Raw genomic sequence first — 24,190 nt, 5'->3', positions numbered from 1 at the left:
CATTTATGCAAGCTAAACTGAGAAATATATTTCAAACCAACGGAATGTCTCGGCGTAATGCCCTAAAAATGCTCGCAATTAGTAGCGCAGTTTTAGCCGCCCCAGCATTAAAAGCACAAGACAAAATCGCCGATTGCCAACTCACTTATGACAAAGCAATCAATTATCTTGGGCCACACCAAGCCGGTGTTTTGACGCCTGAACCCAAAAATGCCTCCTTCATCGCATTTAATATGACGGCAAATTCCATCGAAGAATTACAGACTGTTTTTACACTACTAACCCAGCGTATCGCTGATTTAACCCAACCCCAAAAAGCGCCTCCAATCAATAATGATAAAATGCCTCCCGCAGAATCTGGTATTCTGGGAGCGCAACAACAACCCGACTCACTAACCATCACCGTTGCTTTAGGTAACTCTCTGTTTGATAACCGGTTCGGCTTAAATAAAATCAAACCTAAATATCTTAGTGAAATGACCAGTTTCCCCAACGATCGGTTAGAACAGAAATGGTGTGGTGGCGATCTTCTTCTGCAAATATGCGCGAATAGCCAAGAAAGCGTTATCTATGCATTACGTGACATTTTGCGTCATATTTCTCCATACAGCTTTCCCCTCTGGAAAATAGACGGCTTCTTACCTGCACGAGACATTGATAGCCATTCCACTCCTATCAATCTTTTTGGTTTTAAGGATGGAACGGGAAATGCACCTGCTGATGACAATTTATTGATGAACGAATTAATTTGGATAACAAAAGGCAGTCAAGAGCCATCTTGGTGTGATGGAGGGACATACCAAGCAGTACGTCTCATTCGCTTTAATTTAGAATTTTGGGATAGAACGCCATTAGAAGATCAAGAAAATGATTTTGGTCGCCATAAAGATTCAGGAGCACCCATCGGCATGAAAAATGAGCATGATGATCCTGAGTTTGGCCAAGACCCTCATGGCGACCGTATTTTATTTGATTCCCATATGCGCCGTGCAGAACCCCGCAATCCTGAACGTTATACTGCAAAATTAAGGCGAAGGAGCTACAGCTATTCACTCGGGTTAACCGAAACAGGAACACTCGATATGGGGTTGGTTTTCGTCTCTTTTCAACAAAATTTAAAGACAGGCTTTATCGATACTCAAAAGCGCCTTAATGGTGAACCGCTTGAACGTTATATCAAGCCCTTTGGTGGTGGGTACTACTTTGTATTACCTGGAATTGAGTCGGCACATGACATACTAGCCGAAAAAATGTTTACAGCCTTAAAACAAACTAAATAATGATATGAATAAAAGCCCCTATTACCCTTGTATCCTTGCTATAGGGGCTTTACTTGCAACTCTATCATCAACTATTAGGCATTTTAAATAATAAAATACTGCCTAGATTTGAACATATTATTATTTTTTTCGTTCCTTCACATCCGCTTCGACTTCTTGTTTCCAATCCTCTGATATTGGCGCAGACATTTGCTTCGCTTCCACCGCTTTATTTACTGCACGATAAGCCTTATCGTATCCAGTCCCATCTTGGACATAACCAGTCGCATTTGAACTTTTAATTCCAATATTTTCTGCTTCAGAAATAGCATCAATATTGGCTCCCAAGAAAATAAAATCCCATTTATCTTCTGTTTCTGCAGACTTAATCATGGCTTTAATTTTCGCTTGAGAATATTTACGGCTACTATTTTCTTGTCCATCTGTAATTATCACAAAAAGAACATTATTATTTTTTGTAACCTTTCTATTTTCTTGCATTTTTTCAATACCGTCTCCTATCGCATCTAATAATGCGGTATAACCACCAACGGGATAATCATCAAGTGTTAGATTAGAAACCTTTTCAATGGGTTCTCTATTATGAAGTAAACTTGTTTTGTCATTAAATAAAATAGTTGTAATGTAGGTTTTTGTTTTTTTCCCTTTATTTTCAGTTAATACACTATTATATCCACCGATTGTATCGGTTTCGAATCCTGACATTGAACCGCTTTTATCAAGAATAAACACTAAATCTAAAACATCGGGGTCTTTTTTAGTATCAATAATAGTAGTACTACTAGCTATAGAGGAAAATAAAAACAAAAATGCAGCTGATATGACGGTGAAAACGGATTGTATGGATAAATTCATCGCCGAGTTCCTTGGTGTGGTTAATATAAATATAACCACACCAATCTCGCTTTTTCGCCAATTATTTAAAATAAGATTACTCTGTATACTTAATAAGCATTTTCTTAATTAATTTCAAAACTATTACTTGATAATAATTTTCCTGAGTAAGTAAATAAATAGTATATCCCCTTAAACAATTACTGTTTTAACCAAATACCATTTTCTCTTACTACATTAATTTCTTGAATAAAATTATTATATTTTATATTTTCTGCAACAGAGTTTGATGAAGCGCTTCTAGCCTGTTCATGTACTAACTCAGTGATAGCATGGTGAAATTCTTGGTTTAATTCTTTATGAATATCAACATCATCAGTATTTTTTAATCGTGTAACTAACTGAATTAATTTTTCGGCTTTTATCTGCACATCCGTATTATCAAAAGTAACAGTTGGAACTTCATATATAAATACCATATTGATAGAATCCGCGGCTTCATGATTAGCAGGATCCGGCAACAAATTTTGCCCATATTCACTATCTAAATAGGCAATTAATTCATGTTTATCAAAGCATTTAGATTTAATATTTCCATCTAACTTATCATCATAGAGTGTGATTGAGTCAGGAAAACTTTCGCCTACTGGGTAGCTACACCTAAATATATTTGCATCAATAAGCGTTGCGTTAGAACTACGGGCAGGTAGCGCAAGTTCGTGCCCATTAATTGTAATGGGATAGCTAGTAGGTTTAAACCTATCTTCTTTACCATCAACAGCATAAACTTCAGACAAGGTGTAGTAAACAAAATGATTTGGGTTAATAATCCCGCCAGAGTTATTTTCAAAAACAAAAAAATCCGTCACGTCACCTTCATCACTAACTAACTGGTGTGGTCCACTAGAAAGTAAAACAACACCTTTATCATCCGGTAAAACATCATAACCTTTGCCATCCAGCTTAAACGTAATAGTGTTTGCACTTGGATTACTATAATAAAACTTACCTTTACCACTTAAAAGTTCCATATCGTCACAAGCGGAAAGTAATATAGTTGCAGCTATAAAACAGCTATATTTTAGTATAGTATTCATAATGTTATTCCAAAAATTTTTAAAATCAACTTATTAACTAAAAATTAGATCTATTGTATGGCGCTCTTTAATATATTATTTTCGATATTAGAAACCATTATTCAGTTATTCGAATAAAATAACTTTACGATAAATGCGGTAGTTACCAATTTAATGGATATAACTCATGCGTTATTATCACGCAATACTTTTAACAATACCTGAAAAACCTCATCCATTAACGGCGTCGTTTGTTGGCTATTGCGAATTAAAGCTACTGTACGAGTTAACTCGGGCTGTTGTAATTGCAAAACTTTCAATTCTGGATCACGTAAATGTACAGTATAAAGCTGTGGTAAAATCGCAATCGCCAGTTTTGAGCGAACTAAGCCATATAGCGTTTCAATGTAATCCACTTGATAGCGAATCTTTAATTTTAAACGGTGACTTTCCACTGTCGCAGCGACCAAGCGTTGAATATTACCTTTCGAAAATACAGCAACATCACGGTTATTGAGTAGCTTCCATGGCAAATGAAATCTATTATCCGCTACAGCGTCATCATGATGGATAACAGCCACAAAAGGGTCATCTTGTAGTGGAAAAATAGCTAAATTCTGAGGTACTGAACTATCTAACACACCAATACCGAAATCAATTTCATGGTTGATAAGTTTATTAATTAAAGCGTCATTCGTTTGGTCATAAAATTCAATATTAAGCCTCGGAAAATATTGATTTAATAGTTCAGGCACCGCAGGAAATAACAGAGAACTTACGGAAGGAACTAAGCCAATACGTAATGTTCCGTCCCCTCCTTCCGCGATTATTTTTTGAATTTCACTAAATGCGCGATGAGAAACACTCAGTATTTGCTGTGCATGTGGCAAAATTGCAGCACCTAGCTCCGTTAATGTTACGGATGAAGCTGTGCGATTAATTAGCTTTCCTCCGATAACCGTTTCTATTTGCCGCAAAGCACTACTCAAAGCAGGTTGACTTACCGCTAGACGATTAGCGGTCTCGGTAAAATGACGAAGTTTCGCTAACGTCACAAAATACTGTAGCTGTTTGAGCGTAAGTGCAGGCAGCCTCTGCCAAGGTTCTATCATAATAATGTTCTTTTACTTTTATTGGATTAGCCAATATTTCGATTCATTATAACCATTTCTTATCACATGATAAATTTTATCATCTTGGCAAACGTTTGCGTTGCTCATAAAGTAACAATCATAAATTGTAAGAATGGTATCTTTATGTGCATAACAGAACAAAATAGGCGTCACGTCATTCAATCTGCTAAAGGCGAAAAGCCTTTTGACCTTCTACTCGCTAATGCCAATATTGTTGATATGGTAACCGGTGAAGTTCGCCTTGCAGATATTGGGATTACCGGCAACCTAATTGCTAGCGTACATCCTACTGGAACCCGTACTGATGCAACTGAAGCCCATGATTTATCAGGCTATTTCATTTCACCCGGCTTAATAGACACTCATGTCCATTTAGAAAGCTCACACTTACCCCCTGTACGTTATGCCGAAATAGTTCTCGCTCAAGGAACAACGGCTGTATTTTGGGATCCCCATGAGCTTGCCAATGTATTAGGCCTAGAAGGTGTACGTTATGCTATTGATTCTAGCCGAAATTTACCGTTAGATGTCATGGTTGCAGCCCCTTCGTCAGTGCCATCAACACCTGGCTTAGAAATGTCTGGAGCGGACTTTGCTGGGAAAGAAATGTCAACCATGCTGAGTTGGCCGGAAGTTCGTGGTGTGGCCGAAGTCATGGATATGTTTGGTGTGCTCCATGGCAGTGACAGAATGGAAGAAATTCTAAATGCAGGAATTACATCAGGTAAGCTTATAGAAGGCCATGCAAGAGGTTTAAAAGGAGCTGATCTGCAAGCTTATCTGGCTGCCGGCGTCACCTCTGATCACGAATTAACCTCAGCTGAAGATGCCCTTGAAAAGCTACGTGCGGGCCTTACATTACAAATTCGTGGCTCTCATCCTTATCTCCTTCCCGATATTGTTGCCGCATTAAAATCTTTACCGCATTTGTCATCACAAATTACAGTATGCACGGATGACGTGCCGCCCGACATATTAATTGAAAAAGGTGGCATTATTGCGTTACTAAACCTGTTAATTGAACATGGAATGCCAGCAACGGACGTACTGCGCTTTGCTACATTTAACGCTGCAATACGCTTGCAACGCCATGACCTTGGCCTGATTGCTGCTGGGAGAAAAGCAAATTTAGTCATCTTCGATTCATTGGAAACGTTGAAAGCACAAGCCGTGTATGTATCAGGCCAAAAAATTGCAGAAAATAACCAACTTATCAATGCATTAAGCGCACATAATGATATTTTACCACCACGAGATACCATGCAACTCTCGCCAATCACCCCAAATGATTGCACATTAAAAATTGATGGAATCAATGATGGTAGTGCGCGTTTACGTCATATTCGTGGAGCACGCTTTACCCAATGGGGCGAGATTGACGTACAAATCAAAAATAGCGTGGTACAAGTGCCGAATAATTTCAGCCTTATCCGAGTTCAACACCGTCACGGCCGTCACGATGCTTTACCTCAGATAGCCTTACTTGAGGGCTGGGGGGAATTACGCGGAGCCATTGCGACTAGCTATTCACATGATTCACATAACCTCGTTGTCCTTGGTCGTAACCCTGATGATATGGCCATTGCCGCTAATTTATTAATCGAGAGTGGTGGAGGTATGGCACTAGTACAAAATGGTCAAGTTTTAGCTCATGTCGCTATGCCAATAGCCGGTATGCTATCTGATTTACCCGCAACTGAGCTGGCTGCTCAATTTCGCCAATTGCGTGAATTAAGCAGTGAAATCGCTGATTGGGAGCCACCTTATCGAGTCTTTAAGGCTATTGAAGGAACCTGTCTTGCTTGCAATGCAGGCCCACATTTAACCGATTTAGGATTAACGGATGGAACAACGCGTCAAATCGTTGATGCTGTCATCCATACTGCTAAGCGCGCTTAGAAAATTAATAATAATGATAGGAGAGCCAATTAATGGCTGACAATTCAATAAATACGCCAACATCAGGGAGTTGGCTGGAAAGGCGCTTTGCTTTACGTGAGCGCGGCAGTTCAGTAAAAACAGAGTGTTTAGCTGGAGTGACCGGTTTTTTAGCCGCAGCTTACCTGCTTGTGGTGATCCCCGGTTTACTTGCCGTTGGAGGAATGGATAAAGGAGCTGCAACCACCGGAACAATTATTGTCTTCGTCATTGCCAGTTTATTAATGGCGTTCTATGCTAATTTACCCTTTATTGTAGGCCCTGGTATTGGAGGCTCTGTCCTTGTCGGTATTACGCTTGCAGGCAGTGAAGGTATTGACTGGCAAATCGGGCTCGGCATCGCGTGTTGGTCAGGGATCTTATTTTTCCTATTAACTAAATTTGGTTTGCGTGAAGTTGTTACACGCTCTGTCCCACAATCAATTAAACTCGGATTAACTGCATCAATTGGCCTTTTCGTTGCCGTATTAGGCTTTCGAAATGCAGGATTAGTGCTCGCTAACCCAAAAACAAATGCATTAATGCTTGGTGATTTCCTTTCCCCCGGTGCATTAGTTGCACTTGCTGGCTTTTTCGTTGCGATTGCACTACAAGCTCGCAAAATACCAGGTGGAATTTTATGGGCAATTTTATTTGCAACCCTCTTAGGTATTCCTTTTGGCGTCACAAAATTACCTGACAGCTTTATTGGTATTCCACACTCTGTGGCCCCTGTATTAGGGCATGTAGACTTGATTGGCGCATTAAATATCGCGTTTCTCCCTTTCTTATTTGTCTTTTTTGCTGCTGAGTTTTTCTCAACTATGGGGACAACATTAGCAGTTGGCGGAGAAGCGGGTTTATTAGATAAAGAAGGTAATATGCCAAATATTAACCGTCCCTTTATCGTTGACTCAATTGCTGCAGCATTAGGACCATGGGTTGGTATTCCTGCAGCAACTGCACTTATTGAGTCTTCAGCCGCGGCAGAGGCTGGGGGTAAAACTGGTATGACAGCTCTTGCTGCAGCCTTTATGTTTTTATTAATGCTGCTATTTACACCTATTGCATTAATGATCCCAGCACAAGCCACGGCTCCTGCTCTAATTTTAATTGGACTAAATATGTTCAGCGGTTTACGAAAAGTAGACTTAGGCAATTTTACCGATGGCTTACCCGTATTAATGATGGTGATGATTACGCTAATCGCTAATAGCTTTGGTACGGGTATCGCCGGTGGGTTGTTATTCTACATCTTAATTAAAGCCGTTGCTGGCAAGTGGAGAGAAATTCCAATTAGCTTGTGGATCCTTGCGGTACCTCTTGTTTATTATTTCTCAACACTAGTGAAACACTAGACCATTAGTGCCAGAAAAGCCGATTTTTCCACTGTCGGCTTTTCTATTCTAATAAATTTAGTTTAAAACTGCATGAGCTTCTATTTCTATTAACCATTCCGGCAAAGAAAGCCCTGAAACAATAACCCAAGATGAGGCTGGTGGATTGTTTGGAAACTTTTCTTTTAATGCTTTCGCAATGTCAGCTTGTTCCTCATGGCTATTAAAGCCCTCTTTGATGTAAATACGTAGCATAGCTACCTGAGATAAATCGCCACCAGCCGCATGCAATACATGTTCAATATTGATTAATGATTGTACGGTTTGTTCGTATATACCCCCAGCAACAGTTTCTTCTGCGGCATTTACGCCAACCTGCCCCGATAAAAATAATTGTCGGGTTCCCGTTATTTCTATAGCTTGGCTAAAGCCATACTGCAAAGAATTAAAGATAGAAGCTGGGTTTATCGATTTCTTAGTCATTTTTATTCCATCATTAATAAAACAGTGAGGCAGTATAAGCCATTTACTTTTTGATTCATTAAACATCAAGCAAACGTCATTTGATTGGTATTCAGAAAGCATCAAAAGACACGTTGATTTAAGGTACCTAAGAATAAATACGAATACGTTCAGCTAAATAATTTGCACATTGCGTGACACTCATCAACTGATTTTCCCAATCAACAGAACTCCCTATTAAATAGGCGTTTTTTGCTACCACTAGGATTGATGCCAATTCCACTGGCATTAATTCAGCTGCCCAAATAGCAGCCTCCCCCTTTGAAGTAAATAGCCCTGTTTCCATGGTGTACCACATCCGTGCCAATGTCAGTAAAACATTGCGCTCATCACCTTCTAGGGATAACTCTAGGTTAGGGAGTGAATCTAACATAGCGCAGTGAATATCGTGCAAGCCAATAATCGGTAAGTGGTAAATCTCTTGGTACCATAAACTTACCGCGTCTTGTGACGCTTGGGCTAACATGAGTGTGAACTCTGGATCTTGAGTTTGCCCTTCAAATACCCCTTGCTCGTAATCTGTACGTAACCACTCCCCATAAATTAATTCGCATTTTGCAGGGTAAGACAGTGAATTTAATTCACTTGCTAAAAATACGGCAACTTCAAGTGGTCGCCGGCCTTCTGGATCAATCGGATATAAGCCAGAAATATCCATTAAATCCCGCACAAGTTGTTCACGACATATATTCGTTATAGGAGTATCAACCACCACAAGTATATCAATATCACTCGTTGGCCGTAATCCACTCGAAACAGAAGAACCATGCAAATAAACAGCAATTAATGAATCAGAAAAATATTTTTGTAGAATAACCAAAGCTTGTTCTGCTTGTAGAGGGGTCTTCATTAAAATCGCGTCCTAACTTATTTAATTAATATAATTATAATGTAACGATTCTATCTATTCCTTGAATAAAACACAGATAAAAAAATAGCCCCTGATTAGGAGCTATTTAATCATCCATACATAGTTAAATTAGTGGAGGAATTGACGGTAAAATAGGCACTTCAATCACTGTTGGCCCATTACGCTTAAATGCCTCTTCGCAGGCTTGTTTAATGTCTTCTATAGTTTCAGCTCTCACCGCAGCACAACCATATCCTTTTCCTAAAGCCACGATATCTAAATTTGGAATATCAAGCCCCGGAACCCCCGGTGTTTCCTCCAATACTGCAAATGATTTTAAAATGCCATATTCATTATTTTTCGGAATGATAAACACAATAGGTAAATTCTGCTGCGCAGCACTCCATAAGCCTTGAATTGAATACTGCATGGAGCCATCACCAATAATTGCCATCACTGGGCGATGGCGCCCGCTGTCCCTTTCGGCTAATGCAATTCCCACACTTGCTGGTAAATTCCAACCTAATGAACCACTTGCAAAAGTATAGAATGAGTCAGGAAATTCGATTGGCCATTCACGATGAAGTTCACCGAGGTTTGAAGGGGACTCTTCCACCAAGACGGTTTCTTTTGGTGAAACTTCCCTCAAGGTGCGAAATAATTGTGTTGCACTCAGTGTTGGGCTATTGCAACTTTGTTCAGCTGCTGCTGGGTACGGTGCCATTCCATGAGGTTGTTTTTCCACTTTTTTTGTCGCAGTACGAGGCGCAACCAAGTTAATTAACCCTTCTAATGCGAGTACAGCATCACTTAACAAGCTATCTCCAATAGGAGCTCTACCCACTTCGATTGGGTCATCTGTAATGTGTAGTAATTTCAGTCCTTCAGGAATATAACTGCCTGCAACATAAGGGTAATACCTAAATACAGGAGCCCCAATAACAATGGCTAAATCATGTCCTTCGAGTTTTTCAGATAACGGTTTTGTCGCAAAAGGTAACCCACCTGCATACAGAGGATGAGTTTCTGGGAATGGCGGACGTTCAGATGCAGGCGCAGCCCACACTGGAGCATTTAATTTTTCAGCAAGTTTAATGCCGATATCCCAACCTTCCCCTCTTGCAATGGCGGAACCATAAATAAGTACAGGATTCTTCGCATTCGATAGAGCAGAAGCAAACTCTTGTAGTCGAGCTGGGTCATAACCAATGCGCTGCGGGACAGAACGAACAACAGCTTCTTGTGCTAGTGCGGGTTTATCCCAATCATCCAATGGGATAGATAAAAATACTGGCCCGGCGGGCGGTTGCAGAGCCATTGCATACGCTCGCATAAAAGCAGCAGGGACATCTTCTGCGCGCACTGGCTGGTAGCTCCATTTTACCCAGGGTTTTGGCAACGTTTCAGGCTCAATGTTGGTTAGCCAAGGCTCCATCAATAACATTTCTCGTGTTTGATTTCCCGCCGTAATAATTAATGGCGTTCGGTTCATATAGGCAGTCAAAATATTACTCATGGCATTACTTAACCCTGCGGAAGTATGTACATTCACCATCGCAACTTTACGCATTCCCTGCGCGTAACCATCTGCGGCGGCAACAGCAGAGGCTTCCTGTAATGTTTGGATATAACGAAAATCATTTGGAAAATCTTTTAAAAATGTTTCTTCTGTCGAACCTGGGTTGCCAAAAATGGTTGTAATATCTAACTTACGTAATAAATCATAGGTGACTTGACGGATCGTTTTTTGCATTGAAAACACTCCATAAAAAATATTCAAATTATCTAATAAAAAGAAAATTTAGAGTTAAAAAACTCTGTTAAACTCACACGCCATATCATTATTAAATAATTAAAATAAAACCTAACTCATTGTAATTAGGTACTATAGCAAAAAATTGATTAACGATATATTCAGGTGAATTTTCCTTTTAAGTCCATCAAAAAGAAAGGTAATGACAATACACTTATGAAAACAAGCCATTAAATAACAGCCAAATTAAACAGTCTCAATAAGATGGTAAAAAAAACCAAATATAAACCTGAAACAAAATTATCAAATAGCGTTTAGTGATTATATTTGTACTTATTCTATTCAAAAGTAACCATCAGCGATTTACTATTGATGAAAGGCCATATTTTTAGCGTTAACGACAATGCGGTCCCTAGATTTCTGAGGATGGTCCTAGCTATAGACTAGACAATATTTTCACTCATAATCCAATAATGGGTTATTTACCTCATGCTTCACTCTACTCTGCCCATTTTCTTTTATGTTGTACATCACACTTCTTATAATTACTTGGTAACATAAACCTTCTCTTAGATAAGTTCCCGAAAAAGCCAACTTTCTTCCTACATAGCCATCTTTAAATGAGCCTTTTCAACAGAAACCTGCTGTTCATGCTGTCTCTCGCTATTTTTAACTAGGAAAATTTACACATGAGACTTCACTGCCACCCATTCAATACTTAGTCTAGGATTAACTAAAAGTTATAGATACCCAAACAAAACTCATTGTTAAATAAAAGTTGCACAAAGTAACTTGATTTATCGCTAATGTTAAATAACAACAGTGAAAGTTCTGGTAAACTAACTTGAGGTAAAATAATGATCCTAGATGCCAGCTACACTTTATTAGTCGCTTGTTTGGCGCTGTTGATTGGTATGTTTGTTGTCAAATACACACCTTTTCTACAAAAAAACCATATCCCTGAAGCCGTTGTTGGCGGCTTTATTGTTGCTATCATTCTATTAATTGTTGATAAAACTGCAGGGTATTCATTTACTTTTGATGCTTCACTACAAAGCATTTTGATGATTACGTTCTTTTCATCAATTGGATTAAGCTCAGATTTTTCGCGTTTAATAAAAGGTGGTAAGCCACTTGTCTTATTAACGATCGCAGTGACTATCTTAATTGCTATTCAAAATACCGTTGGTATGGGAATGGCTGTCATGCTTAATGAAAGTCCATTTATTGGTTTAATTGCTGGTTCAATCACGCTTACGGGTGGCCACGGCAATGCAGGGGCTTGGGGACCAATATTAGCTGATAAATATGGTGTGACAGGTGCTGTTGAATTAGCTATGGCGTGTGCAACCTTAGGCTTAGTCCTCGGTGGGTTAATTGGTGGCCCTGTTGCTCGCCATTTATTGAAAAAAGTTACGATCCCTAAAAGCACTGAACTCGAAAAAGAAACTATCGTTGAAGCTTTCGAACAACCGAGTGTTAAACGTAAAATTAATGCCAATAATGTTATTGAAACCATCTCAATGCTAATTATCTGTATTGTTGTAGGTGGCTATATTAGTGAGTTTTTTAAAGATACCATTGTGCAATTACCTACCTTCGTTTGGTGCTTATTTGTCGGTATTATTATTCGTAATGTCCTAACGCATGTATTTAAACATGAAGTTTTTGAACCTACCGTTGATGTTTTAGGTAGTGTAGCCTTGTCATTATTCTTAGCAATGGCGCTAATGTCCTTAAAATTCGGTCAACTCGCTAGTATGGCAGGGCCTGTTCTAATTATCATTGCTGTACAAACGGTGGTTATGGTTTTATTTGCTACATTTGTTACCTTTAAAATGATGGGCAAAGATTATGACGCCGTTGTTATTAGTGCCGGGCACTGCGGGTTTGGAATGGGTGCGACACCAACCGCTATCGCTAACATGCAGACCGTCACTAAAGCATTCAGTCCTTCCCATAAAGCCTTTTTAGTCGTGCCAATGGTGGGGGCATTTATTGTCGATATTTCAAATAGTATCTTAATTAAAATCTTTATCGAAATCGGCACGTATTTTACCTAGTGCACAATCATAAAGGCTAGGCTATAACCTAAGTATATAGTCTGGCCTTCGCTTTTTTCTCTCTATTTAATTTAAACCGCCTAATTTCCTTTCACCATTTTCAGCACAAAATGAATAGTTGTTCAGATTAATTTGTATTAATTCGGTAGAATATGCGAATTAATACCAATAGTCGGTTTCTGTGAGTAAAGGCAAATAATAGGTTTCTTAAAATGAAATTAAGGCATCTCGATATTTTTTATGCGGTCATGACCTGTGGTTCTCTAACTCGTGCAGCAGAGGTTTTACATATCTCACAACCCGCTGCCAGCAAGGCCTTAAAACATGCGGAACAACAACTTGGCTTAGTACTATTCCAGAGAATTAGAGGAAAGCTAATTCCCACAGCTGAGGCAAACCTGCTATTTGAAGAAGCGAAGGAAGTTTATCATAATTTAGATAAGCTCAGAATTTTAGCTCAAAATTTATCACGTGACCCGCAAGGCAAATTAGCCATTGGTTGCTTACCTAGCTTAGGGCTAAACTTAGTACCTGAAGTGACCGCTCAATTTATTAAAAAACACCCTAATATCAAACTCACGATCGGTACACATCATACAACCGATATTCTGCAGTTATTAACCCAACAAGATCTCGATATTGGTATTGGCTTTAATCTTGAAATTGAAGGCGGTATTACGGTTTTACCTATTGCAGATATCCCATTAGTTTATGTGGATAGCAAATTACCATTACACTCACCAGTCTCCCTCACTGATATTGACCAGGAGCGTTGGATCCACCCTGGCTCTGATTCTTTATCTCAGCTATTACAAAAACGTCATGAGTTTGCAGAATCAAATATTAGTGTGCATACCTATCATATGGCCGCAGAATTTGTCCAAGCTGGTTTAGGTTGTAGTATTACCGATATTTTTTCAGCCGAACATACATTACCTGAATCAATGATTTACCCTTTACAGGAAGGCTTACACCTTGCCGTATCCGTTTTTCATCGCGCAGATAAACCATTAACTAAGGCCGCACAGAATTATGTTAATACCTTGGCATCCACGCTTGAAAAAAGAAATAAAGTAGTTAACCAAAAGTTATACTCTGGTAATGAAAACTCAATTGTTTAGTTAGCTTATTCACCGTTAAATAATAACATCTTGGTTATTATGGGTTACGGATTATTATGACTAAACATGTGGTGGTTATTGGAGCTGGTGTGATTGGTTTAAGCACCGCCTATGCATTAATTAAAGCAGGCCAAACCGTAACATTAGTTGAATCTGATACAGATGTCGGTATGCACACCAGTTTTGCTAACGGTGGGCAACTCAGCTATCGCTATGTTTCTCCTCTTGCTGATGCAGGCGTTCCTTTACAAGGCCTACGTTGGATGGGGAAAAATGACTCCCCCTTAAATTTAAAAATAACGCCTTCATTACAACAGTGGTCTTGGCTAGCGCAATTTACATTAGCTTGTAACCGTAAAACCAATAAAATTAATGGTACCCACCTTTTACGTTTATCGCTCCTAAGCCAAGAAATAATGAATAAATGGCGTAACAATGGTGATATTGCCGATTTTGCTTGGGAAAAATCAGGGAAATTAATTATCCATCGCGATAATAAAAGTTTTCAAAAAGCCAGTGAAACGGTTGATAAACAATTTCAAAAAGTATTAACACCCGCTGAAATTATTGAACTAGAGCCTTCTTTAAAGAATATACAGTCTCAACTAGTCGGGGCAATATATGCTCCTGATGATGAGAGTGCAGATTGTTATTTATTTTGCAAAAATCTACTGCAATATTTACTCATGCAACCGCAATTTAAGCTTTGTTTGCAGCACAGTGTTGAATCCTTCATTACACAAGGTAACGGCATTACAGGAATAGCTACTCATCAGGGAACTATCCAAGCTGATGATTTTATTGTTTGCGCAGGTAATGGTAGCCGCGAGTTATTAAAAACACTGAATATTAATGTCCCTATTTTAGGATTAAAGGGATATAGTCTAAGTGTCGAATACCCGCAAGCTGAGTATATTATTCCGAAAATTAACGTCACTGATTACGGCAATAAAATTGTCTATGCCAAACTTAATGATCAATTACGCATTGCTGCAATGGTCGATATTGGTTATGACAGCCAAGGTTTACGTGAAAATAGAATACAAGCTCTTAAGAAGATTATTAAACACACCTTTCCTGAATTACCTAAAATCGACGATGCTGAAAGCTGGTGTGGGTTACGTCCCTCAACGCCAAAGGGCCCACCGATATTAGGAAAAACAACCTATAAAAATTTATGGCTTAATATTGGACATGGTAGTTTAGGGTTTACTCTTGCCGCAGGCAGCGCGGAAGTATTGACTCAATTAATTACAGAACAAAAAACGCCAATTTCTTTAACTGGATTAACGAGGTAATCATGTCCATCAAACGTAACAACCCGAAACCACGCTTAGCTGACAGTGTTGAATATGCAGGGATAGTTTATTTATCAGGGCAAGTACCAAATGACCTAACAGGTGATATTACCCAGCAAACTGAAGATATTTTAGCTAAAATTGATACGTTATTAGCAGCCAGCAACAGTAATAAAACACAAATTTTATCTGCTCAAATTTGGATTAAAAATATGGCGAGAGATTTCTCTGCCTTTAATGCAGTATGGGAAAATTGGATGCCTGTGGAAAATAGCCCAGCTCGTGCAGCAGTTGAAGCAAATATGGCACGCGAGCAAGTCCTTGTTGAAATTATGGTGATTGCGGCTCAGCACTGATATCTATTTAGTAAGATTTAAAATATAAAAAAGCAGTGAGACCGACTGCTTTTTATTACTCTAGCAATTTAGTCTTCTATTTTATTTTATAATATCCGATTAAATAATGAGTTTAATAAATTTCATTAGGATTATTATAAAATAAAGACTTTCATTTTCACCCTCCTTAACTATTATCAAATCAATTCCAATAAAAATAAATAGCTAATAAAAAATTATAAGTGAAGAAAAAATAATTATTAACTGGAGAGACTAAATGAAAGAAACCGTGATTGAATATATTTTATCGAAGTTATATGACTTAGGCATTGAAGATATTTTTGGTGTTCCTGGTGATTATTCATTTCCTATTAATGACGCTGTTTGTATTAGTTCTCAACAGCGTTGGATTGGTAACTGTAACGAACTAAATGCAGCCTATGCTGCTGATGGCTATGCTCGAATAAAAGGCGTCGCTGCATTATCAACCACATTTGGCGTTGGCGAATTAAGCGCGCTCAATGCAATAGCGGGCTCCTATGCAGAAAGGTTACCGATATTTCACCTTGTCGGAATGCCACCAAGCCAATCAAAGAAAAAACATCTAATTACCCATCATACTTTAGGTGATGGTGATTATGATGTTTTCTATAAAATGAGCCAGCATATTGTCTGCGCCCACGCCATTATAACCCCGGAAAATTGTATTGAAGAAACAGAACGATTAATCGCTTGTGCCTTGCACGAGCGCCGCCCAGTTTATTTTGGGCTACCTGCTGATTATGCTGTAAAAACTGTGGTTAAGTCACCTCATAATACGGTTTCATTAATACCAAAAACCAATCCAGAAACACTAAAAAACATTATCCATCTCATCTCAAATAAATTAATAAATAGCCAGCAATCCTGTTTACTAGCAGGGTCAATATCTCTACGTTTAGGATTACAAAAAAGCTTACAAACTATTATCGAAAAAACTAATATCCCCTATACAACCTTTTATATGGATAAGAGTGTTTTAGATGAAACTAATACACAATATATTGGAATGTATACGGGAGATTTTATCAATCCACAAGTGACTTCATTTGTAGAAAGCTGCGATTGTGTTTTAAATATCGGCACTATAATGTCAGATTTTAATACTGCTTGTTACACCTCTAATATTGAAGAAAAAAACATAATACATATTATGGACAATTACGTAATTATTAATGGTCAGCGTTACGATGATATTTATATGAAGGATGTCATCTCATCGTTAAAAGATAAATTGATATCAACATCTGATTGTTACTTTTATCATAATAATTACCCTAAAGCGCAATCACTTGGCACACCAATAAGTTCAAAAACACAAGAAATAACGGAAACATTCTTATACCCCCGTTTAGAAAAAATGCTCAAGCCTAACGATATTATATTTGGTGATACTGGAGCATTTACCATGGGGCTATCATTTGCACTTTTACCTAATGGGGCATCATTTCATTCTCAATCTTTATGGGGATCAATTGGTTGGGCCACTCCAGCTGCATTAGGGGCAGCTTTAGCATCTCCCTCTCGTCGTATTATTTTAATAACTGGTGAGGGTGCTCACCAATTAACAATACAAGAAATTAGTCAATTTGCACGCTTCGGGCTTAAACCTATTATTTTTGTTCTAAATAACGATGGCTACCTTATCGAACGACTATTTTGTAAGGAGCCTGAATATTATTACAATGATGTTACTCAATGGAATTATGCACAAATACCTTCAGCATTCGGGTGCGATGATTGGTATTGCCAAAAGGTAACAACCTGCGATGAACTCAATGATGCCTTACAACATATTGAAACTCTGGATACCGCAGCTTACATTGAAATAATGACAAACAGGTATGATGCACCAAAATATTTGGTAAAAATGGGAGAAGCTATTACATCTATATACTAACTGAATTGTTTGTAGCTAGCTCCGCCATCTAAAATGGCGTGAGCGATTAGAAATAAAATTACATTGTATTTAGCTTATACCCACCAACTTTTTCGTTTTACATATAATCTCTGATGAGATCACGCCATTTTTATAAGCAACAATGTCGGCCATTATCGCTAAAGCAATTTCTGGTGGTGTTTTACTACCGATTGGAATGCCAATAGGGGCATGAATGCGTTCTATTTCCTCTTCTGTCATCCCACCAGATGCTATAAGCCGTTCACGACGGCGAGCACTAGTTCTGACTGACCCCATTGCACCAATGTAAAAAGCATCTGTATTAACCGACTCCATCAGTGTTAAATCATCAATACGGGGATCATGAGTTAAGGAAACAATGGCAGTATTTGGAGAACAACCCTGCTCTTCTAAATAGCGGGCAGGAAATAAAGAAATAACCTCAACTTGAGGTGGAATTTGTGGTGCAAACCGCGCTATTTCTTCTTCTCGATGATCGCAAATAATAACCTCAAAGCCCAATGTTAATGCAAAATTAGCGCAATAAGCCCCCACAGTGGAAATACCTGCAATGATTAAGCGAGGAGGAGCCGCAATGTATAACTGAATTTTATCGTCATTGCGTTCTATCTGTGTTGGTTTTTCTGATTTATTAGCTATATGAATTTCACCACTCTGCGGCAATAGAACTTTTTTGATAATGGCAGAATAACCTAATAACGCATTTTGGATCTCAACAAGGTAATTAAGCGATTTTTCATTATTTGGTAAATATTCAATCAAAATATCTAAGCTACCATCACAGGGTAAGTTAACTTTAGTCTCAATCCCACCTCTTCCATAGCGAACAACTTGGCTGCTACTCACATAATCATTATTTTTTATGCGCTGAATAAAATCCTCTTCAATACATCCACCAGAAAGCGAACCTATATATTGTCCGTCCTGTTTTGCAACCAGCAAAGAACCCGGGCTTCTCGGTGAAGAACCATAAGTATTTAACACGGTACATAGCCAAACTGGCTGCTCTTTTATCCAATCAACAGCTTGGGAGATAACAAAAACATCTTCACGTAACATATTCGTCCCTTATTCGTTATCAATACTTGGATAATCAATATCTTTCACAACATTTTCATTATTTATGTCTAGTTTATAGACAAAGTTATCCTGTAATATCGATTTTGCCCCTTCATCTCCGGACAATTTAATTAAATCTGAATAATATTTTGCAGATATTCCCACTGGATGCCCAGGTAAACCATTATATACTGGCCGTACTAATGTATGTTGTTTTAATTCATTTGCTATACGTATAAATAATTCACTATTGATGTATGGCATATCTGCTAAATGAATTATCCACCCATCTAAATTTGAAGTGTTTTTAACACCAAATGCGATTGAATCACCTAACCCATTACTATTTATCAATGTGTATGGAATATTAAATTGTAAACAATTATTAATGACGCCTTCATTCTCAGGCCGGGTTACCACATGAACAGAAACCCCACTATCAATTGAATTTATTAGTGTTTTTTCAAATACTGTATTTTTCCCTAACCCAAAATTTAATTTACTGCCTTTACCTCCAGCGTTTTGAAAACGCTCACTTTTTCCTGCTGCTAATATCAAAATACAAATATTCATGGTTTTTATTCTAAATCGATATACTGATTGCGTATCTCATAAATAAAGTATATTCAGTAAGATCACAAGAACTACATATCATTAATTTGAAAATTATTAAGAGAAGTATAATATTAACGTGATACAAATAATTTTTTCGATATGACTATAAAAATAAAAATACCGATGTAATAAAAATAAGTGTAAGGGTGTATTATGAGCAAAAGCGATGTCGAACTCTCCCGCAGACACTTTCTAAAATGTGCCGTTATAGCGGGAATATCTGTTTATTTAGCCCCTTTGTATAGCCGTGCTTTTGATGTGCTATTCGAAGAGAAAATTCTTCAATCTCCTGACTGGAATCCAGTCGATAAACAAATTAAATTTCGTATTGATGGGTTTGCCAAAGTCCAAGGGGAGAAAGTCTTTGCCAGAGACATTCGCGCACGCGATATCCCTCACTGGCCAAAACAGCAAGGTCATGCATTCTTACTTCGCGTGACGCAAGCCGATAAAATTTACCAAGGCTTTAATCTTGATCTGCTGAAAGATGGCCTCATGCCTGATCGCATCGTAACCGCAAGCGATTTAGAAAAAGATGGTGTCGCTTTCCCTGAATTCTATGGCGATGATTTATTGCTTCCAGAAGGGAAAACCCCCGCTTACCTTGGCCAAGCCGTTGCATTATTGATTTACCATGATTTTGCTAAATTCCGTTTTGCTAAAGAAACCCTAAAATTCCGTGATGATGTTATCCAATACGGTGCATTTACTGGCCCACTGGAACGGGACCCATGGGGAAGCTACCGTGGCGTGCGAATTGGCAATGAAAACCCTTATGAACCAGATATTTACTCAAGCCTAAAAGATATGCCAATCTCCCCTATTGGCATGAAAAAACACTTGCCCGTTTGGCCAGAAGGCCGTGAAGGTGGGAAATTAGATCAACAAGGCATGCTATATGCTGATGAACTCGCCAAACAACTGGAGAACCCGCCAGAAGACTGGCTTGTGATCAAACGAAAATACTTTTCTCAATCGATTGATACTGCTGCCTTAGAGCCTGATAACGCTAACGGTTGGTACGACGCCAAAACACAGTCATTCCATCTGGTTATTCCTACGCAGTCCCCTCAAGAAGTGGCGGAATCATTACCCGAGATGCTGGCAAAATCACATTTCCCAATTAAACAAATTTTCCTACACCCTTGTTTTACAGTTGGTTATGGTTCTAAAGACCATACCCCATTCCCGTATTATGGTGCAATGGCAACGTTATATGGTGATGGAGTCCCTATTCGTCTGGCTAATGACCGCTATGAACAATTTCAATCCACCATCAAACGCCATGCTTTTGATATGGATTACACCTTAGCGGTGAATAAGAAAACACATAAAATTGAAGCGCTTTCAGCGTCTTTTATTGGTGATGGCGGTGGCCGCTGTAATTTTACGCCTTCCGTTGTCATGGTTGGCGCAACAGGCGCACAAGCTATCTATTACATTCCGCGTAGTGATTTATCTGCGGTCGGTATTGCATCACGAGCCGTGGATGCAGGTTCAGCCCGCGGTTATGGCACCTTACAAGCCATGGCAGCAACCGATATGTTAATGGAAGAAGCCGCAAAACTACTCAAAGCCGACCCCATTGAGTTCCGTCTTAAAAATATCATCAAGTCCGGGATGAAAAATACCCAAGGGGCAATCCCTGGCGGTGCAATTCGTGCCGATGAAGTGTTAACCCACTGTGCTGCTCATCCAATGTGGACTGACAGAACCAAGCGTAAAGCTGACTTTGAAGCAAAAAATAGCGGCAAACTATTCGGTACTGGGATTTCCTGTGTGCAAAAAGACTTCGGGACAGGTGCAGAATCCTCCTTTGCTCGTGTAGAACTCACCCCCGAGGGTAAAATTGCTATTTACCATAGCGGTGCAGAAATTGGCACAGGCATGTCCACGTCCCAATCGGTGGTTTGCGCTAAATGGTTAGGAAAGCCTGCAGAACAAGCTCATTTTTCGGTTGTAGATTGGTCAATTTTACCTATGGTGTCGACAGGTAACCCGTTTGCCATGTCACAAGATGAGCAAAACCACCTCGCGCAAAACCCATTATGGACGCCGAATTACTGCTCACCGGCAAGCGCCAGTAATTCAGCCTATTATTTCACCCATAGTACAGACGCAGCCGCACGCCTTATATTTGAACATGGGTTATGGCCCGCTGCCATGTCAATTTGGCAAGAAGGCATTGGTGGCGGACAAGCTGCCCCTCTAGTTGTTCGCCGTGAAGATGCACGTTGGGTTGCTGAAGGCTTAACGGCTGATGGGCTCGAGGTGCTTAGTTTATCGCGCTTAATTGAACGCACTTTTGCAATGGGTGGGGTAACTGGCGCAGTGTGCCACGTATTTAACCGCTGGCAATGGGCTGAAGCCGATTTCCCAATTCAGGGTGAAACTCGCCGTTTACCGATTGATGGGCTATCACTACGATTTGCCGATAAAGAATACCAAGTTTGCCGCCGCGAAAAAGCCTATTACCCTGATACACAAAGAAATAATGCTGGAGTCACTTACTACAGTGCAGTCGCTACCGTGAGTGAGCTATCCATTGATAAGGCAACTGGACAAGTTGAATTGCTGAATCACCATAGCGTGGTGGAGTGCGGTAATCTTATCGTGCCACAACTGGTTTCAGGGCAAATTCAAGGTGGATTAGCAATGGGTATCGGCCATGCCCTCCATGAATATTTACCTCTCTACGAAGATGGTCCCGGTAATGGGACGTGGAACTTCAACCGTTATCATCTCCCTCTAGCCAGCGACGTTGCAGTTTGGCAGCAAACCAATGAAGTCCTGCCAGGGCTTTCGGATACAGACCCGCCAAAAGGCGTTGCTGAGGTTGTTATGATCCCGGTGGTTTCATCCATCGTCAATGCCATTGCAGATGCAACTGGTCATCATTTCTTGCATTTGCCTGTACGCGCAAAAGACATTTTAGAGGTAATATCATGAGCCTAAATTTCCTTCCCCTCACTTTAACCATTAATGGCCAACAGTATGGACCAATGGACGTGCCTGAAGGCCTCATGATGATCGACTTCCTTCATGAATATGTTGACCTAACGGGCTCTCGTCTAGGCTGTGGCCAAGGGATCTGCCATGCTTGCGTCGTTATCTTAGATAACCCTTCCGGCACCAGCGAAGAGATCCGCACTTGTATTACTGGCGCGCATTTTTTCAATAATAAAAGTATTCGAACTATCGAAGGGGCTGCCGCCAAAGAAGAAAACGGGGAAGTAAAATTATCCCCAGTTCAACAAGCTTTTGTTGAACATTTTAGTTTTCAGTGTGGCTACTGTACCCCAGGGTTTGTGAATGCGGCTACCGTGTTTATTGAAGAACTTCAGCGAAACCCCATTGCAGAAGCGGACTTAGAAGATGCTATCAAGCAAGCCCTAAATAACCATATTTGCCGCTGCACAGGCTATGTACGCTATTATGAAGCGGTACGTGACGTTGTTCTAGCGACTCCTGGTCTTATCAAGGAGGCAATAAAATGATCAAACGAATTATTTTATGGTTGATAGCCATCGCTATCATCGTTTGGGCGGTGCTGTATTGGTATGAAAGCCGTACCTTAGATGGTCCGGTACAAAAAGTGACAGCGACACCTCAGGAAATTGAGCGAGGTCGTTATCTCACCCTTGCCGGTGACTGCGCTGCGTGCCACACCAGTGCTGATGGCGCGCCATTAGCCGGTGGTTTTCCACTCGATACCCCATTTGGTACTATCTACAGCAGTAACTTAACCCCTTCAGCCGACTTTGGTATCGGTCGCTGGACAAAAGATGAGTTTTATAAAGCACTGACCCAAGGTATTTCACCGCCGAGTAAAAATCTTTATCCAGCAATGCCTTATACGTCTTACAAAGGGATCACTCGTGAAGATTCTGACGCTATTTACAGTTATTTGATGAGCCAACCAGCGGTTGATGTCGCGCCACCTGAAAATTCATTGCCATTCCCACTAAACCAACGTATGGCCATGATTGGCTGGAATTTATTGTTTTTTAATGACAAACCACTCCCAGATAGCTCACAAGGTAGCTCTCCTGAATGGTTACGTGGTCGGTATTTAGTTAACGTATTAGAGCATTGTGCTGAATGCCATACGCCAAGGGGAAAACTGGGTGAAATGGATTTAGATAACTTTATGCAAGGCGGTGCTTTAGGTCGTTTTGTGGCGCCGGATATTACCCCAAAAGCGCTTGCAGAGCGAGGATGGACAAAAGAAGATTTACAGCAGTTTTTCATGACTGGGCTCGCTCCGCAAGGTTCCGCCTACAGTGATATGCACCCTGTAATTTATCTGAGTTCACAACATTTAACCCCAGAGGATAATAGCGCTATAGCCACCTATTTAATGGGCGATAATCCACCAGCAACTTCGCCATTAAGAATGGGGGAAGGTAACGCTCAAGGACGCCAAATTTATTTAGAAACCTGCTCAGGTTGCCACTCCTATGATGGCAGCGGTAAACCGAATGTGGCGGTGGCAATGAAAGGAAATTCGACATTGCGTGATGCGGATAGCACTAACCTAATTAATGCGATTTTAGATGGTTTGCCTGAACAACCATTCCCTAATAACCAAAACATGCAAAGTATGCCAGGGTTTGCCAATAAGCTAAATGACCAACAAATTAGCGACTTAGTGAACTTCCTTCGCGTTCAATGGGGAGGACAGCCTGCAGATGTCACCCCGGAGCAGATTAAATCTTTGCGTCAATAATGACGAAAAATGAGCTATCTGGCTTGTTAATATTTAACGAGCCAGATAGTTCTCTAGTTAATATCTATATAATAATATGCTTTATATAATAAAATACATATTGATTTAATTATTCATTAATAAGAACTACTATCATTTAAATAAATTATATTCGAATAAACCTCAGTTATTTTATTCAATACTGTCATATTAAGATGACTCCAACAGTATTATTCACTTTCTTGTCTAAATCCCTTTACTCGTTCTTGATATATCATTACAGATACCCATACTATTTATGTAACTTACTGAGCTATCTGATATTAGTC

General features: G+C 39.6%; 19 protein-coding genes. 11 read left to right on the top strand and 8 right to left on the bottom strand.

What is annotated here, in order from left to right:
• The first annotated feature begins 5 nt into the window (after positions 1-5).
• Positions 6-1,280 carry an iron uptake transporter deferrochelatase/peroxidase subunit gene (gene efeB, locus PSF09_RS19325; RefSeq protein WP_210838094.1) on the top strand — a complete coding sequence of 425 codons (1,275 nt, stop codon included), beginning with the start codon at positions 6-8 and terminating at the stop codon, positions 1,278-1,280.
• A 120-nt stretch (positions 1,281-1,400) separates the two neighbouring features.
• Here efeB and PSF09_RS19320 read toward each other — a convergent pair whose 3' ends face one another.
• From PSF09_RS19320 to PSF09_RS19310, 3 genes are all read right to left on the bottom strand, one after another.
• Positions 1,401-2,135 (bottom strand): vWA domain-containing protein, encoded by a 735-nt coding sequence (locus tag PSF09_RS19320; protein ID WP_272666492.1) that lies wholly within the window; start codon positions 2,133-2,135, stop codon positions 1,401-1,403.
• Positions 2,136-2,314: 179 nt separating this feature from the next.
• A complete protein-coding gene (locus PSF09_RS19315) occupies positions 2,315-3,211 on the bottom strand; it encodes a hypothetical protein (protein ID WP_272666491.1) in 897 nt (298 codons plus the stop codon).
• A 164-nt stretch (positions 3,212-3,375) separates the two neighbouring features.
• On the bottom strand, positions 3,376-4,302 hold the full coding sequence (locus PSF09_RS19310; protein WP_272684360.1) for a LysR family transcriptional regulator: 927 nt from the start codon (positions 4,300-4,302) through the stop codon (positions 3,376-3,378).
• Between the two features lie 144 nt (positions 4,303-4,446).
• On the opposite strand from PSF09_RS19310, the gene PSF09_RS19305 reads away from it, so the two are divergent.
• Positions 4,447-6,222: an adenine deaminase gene (locus PSF09_RS19305; protein ID WP_272684359.1), complete on the top strand. Its 1,776-nt coding sequence runs from the start codon at positions 4,447-4,449 to the stop codon at positions 6,220-6,222.
• 32 nt (positions 6,223-6,254) lie between these two features.
• Positions 6,255-7,598 carry an NCS2 family permease gene (locus tag PSF09_RS19300; RefSeq protein WP_210838085.1) on the top strand — a complete coding sequence of 448 codons (1,344 nt, stop codon included), beginning with the start codon at positions 6,255-6,257 and terminating at the stop codon, positions 7,596-7,598.
• A gap of 57 nt (positions 7,599-7,655) precedes the next feature.
• Here the strand turns inward: PSF09_RS19300 and PSF09_RS19295 are convergent, their stop codons facing one another.
• The 3 genes from PSF09_RS19295 to mdlC form a co-directional block, all read right to left on the bottom strand.
• The gene (locus tag PSF09_RS19295; RefSeq protein WP_210838083.1) at positions 7,656-8,060 is read right to left on the bottom strand and encodes a RidA family protein; all 405 of its coding nucleotides are present in this window, start codon (positions 8,058-8,060) and stop codon (positions 7,656-7,658) included.
• Positions 8,061-8,187: 127 nt separating this feature from the next.
• Positions 8,188-8,949, bottom strand: a complete 762-nt coding sequence (locus PSF09_RS19290; RefSeq protein ID WP_272684358.1) for an aminoglycoside adenylyltransferase domain-containing protein — start codon at positions 8,947-8,949, stop codon at positions 8,188-8,190.
• Positions 8,950-9,073: 124 nt separating this feature from the next.
• Positions 9,074-10,702, bottom strand: a complete 1,629-nt coding sequence (gene mdlC, locus PSF09_RS19285; protein WP_272666488.1) for a benzoylformate decarboxylase — start codon at positions 10,700-10,702, stop codon at positions 9,074-9,076.
• 857 nt (positions 10,703-11,559) lie between these two features.
• Here mdlC and gltS point away from each other — a divergent pair.
• From gltS to PSF09_RS19260, 5 genes are all read left to right on the top strand, one after another.
• The gene (gene gltS, locus PSF09_RS19280; RefSeq protein WP_272666487.1) at positions 11,560-12,765 is read left to right on the top strand and encodes a sodium/glutamate symporter; all 1,206 of its coding nucleotides are present in this window, start codon (positions 11,560-11,562) and stop codon (positions 12,763-12,765) included.
• Between the two features lie 212 nt (positions 12,766-12,977).
• Positions 12,978-13,886 carry a LysR family transcriptional regulator gene (locus tag PSF09_RS19275; protein ID WP_272666486.1) on the top strand — a complete coding sequence of 303 codons (909 nt, stop codon included), beginning with the start codon at positions 12,978-12,980 and terminating at the stop codon, positions 13,884-13,886.
• Positions 13,887-13,942: 56 nt separating this feature from the next.
• Positions 13,943-15,184 (top strand): D-amino acid dehydrogenase, encoded by a 1,242-nt coding sequence (locus PSF09_RS19270; RefSeq protein WP_272684357.1) that lies wholly within the window; start codon positions 13,943-13,945, stop codon positions 15,182-15,184.
• Positions 15,185-15,186: 2 nt separating this feature from the next.
• Positions 15,187-15,540: a RidA family protein gene (locus PSF09_RS19265; RefSeq protein WP_272666484.1), complete on the top strand. Its 354-nt coding sequence runs from the start codon at positions 15,187-15,189 to the stop codon at positions 15,538-15,540.
• A gap of 256 nt (positions 15,541-15,796) precedes the next feature.
• Positions 15,797-17,458, top strand: a complete 1,662-nt coding sequence (locus PSF09_RS19260; RefSeq protein WP_272666483.1) for an alpha-keto acid decarboxylase family protein — start codon at positions 15,797-15,799, stop codon at positions 17,456-17,458.
• 69 nt (positions 17,459-17,527) lie between these two features.
• Here PSF09_RS19260 and PSF09_RS19255 read toward each other — a convergent pair whose 3' ends face one another.
• Together PSF09_RS19255 and PSF09_RS19250 are read right to left on the bottom strand one after the other, a co-directional pair.
• Positions 17,528-18,538 carry an XdhC family protein gene (locus tag PSF09_RS19255; protein ID WP_272684356.1) on the bottom strand — a complete coding sequence of 337 codons (1,011 nt, stop codon included), beginning with the start codon at positions 18,536-18,538 and terminating at the stop codon, positions 17,528-17,530.
• A gap of 9 nt (positions 18,539-18,547) precedes the next feature.
• Positions 18,548-19,111, bottom strand: a complete 564-nt coding sequence (locus PSF09_RS19250) for a nucleotidyltransferase family protein (protein ID WP_272666481.1) — start codon at positions 19,109-19,111, stop codon at positions 18,548-18,550.
• A gap of 195 nt (positions 19,112-19,306) precedes the next feature.
• On the opposite strand from PSF09_RS19250, the gene PSF09_RS19245 reads away from it, so the two are divergent.
• The 3 genes from PSF09_RS19245 to PSF09_RS19235 are packed head-to-tail and all read left to right on the top strand — an operon-like array spanning position 19,307 to position 23,882.
• Positions 19,307-22,102 carry a xanthine dehydrogenase family protein molybdopterin-binding subunit gene (locus PSF09_RS19245; RefSeq protein ID WP_272666480.1) on the top strand — a complete coding sequence of 932 codons (2,796 nt, stop codon included), beginning with the start codon at positions 19,307-19,309 and terminating at the stop codon, positions 22,100-22,102.
• Positions 22,099-22,650: a (2Fe-2S)-binding protein gene (locus PSF09_RS19240; protein WP_272666479.1), complete on the top strand. Its 552-nt coding sequence runs from the start codon at positions 22,099-22,101 to the stop codon at positions 22,648-22,650. Before PSF09_RS19245 ends, PSF09_RS19240 begins: the two co-directional genes overlap by 4 nt.
• Positions 22,647-23,882, top strand: coding sequence for a c-type cytochrome (locus PSF09_RS19235; protein ID WP_272666478.1), 1,236 nt, complete (start codon positions 22,647-22,649; stop codon positions 23,880-23,882). The genes PSF09_RS19240 and PSF09_RS19235 overlap by 4 nt, the downstream gene beginning before the upstream one ends.
• Positions 23,883-24,190: the final 308 nt, after the last annotated feature.

The sequence above is a fragment of the Providencia sp. PROV141 genome, assembly GCF_028481645.1.
GTDB classification, from domain to species: domain Bacteria; phylum Pseudomonadota; class Gammaproteobacteria; order Enterobacterales; family Enterobacteriaceae; genus Providencia; species Providencia rettgeri.
The sequence above is the reverse complement of the archived record's forward strand: the minus strand, read 5'-3'. Positions and strand labels throughout refer to the sequence as shown.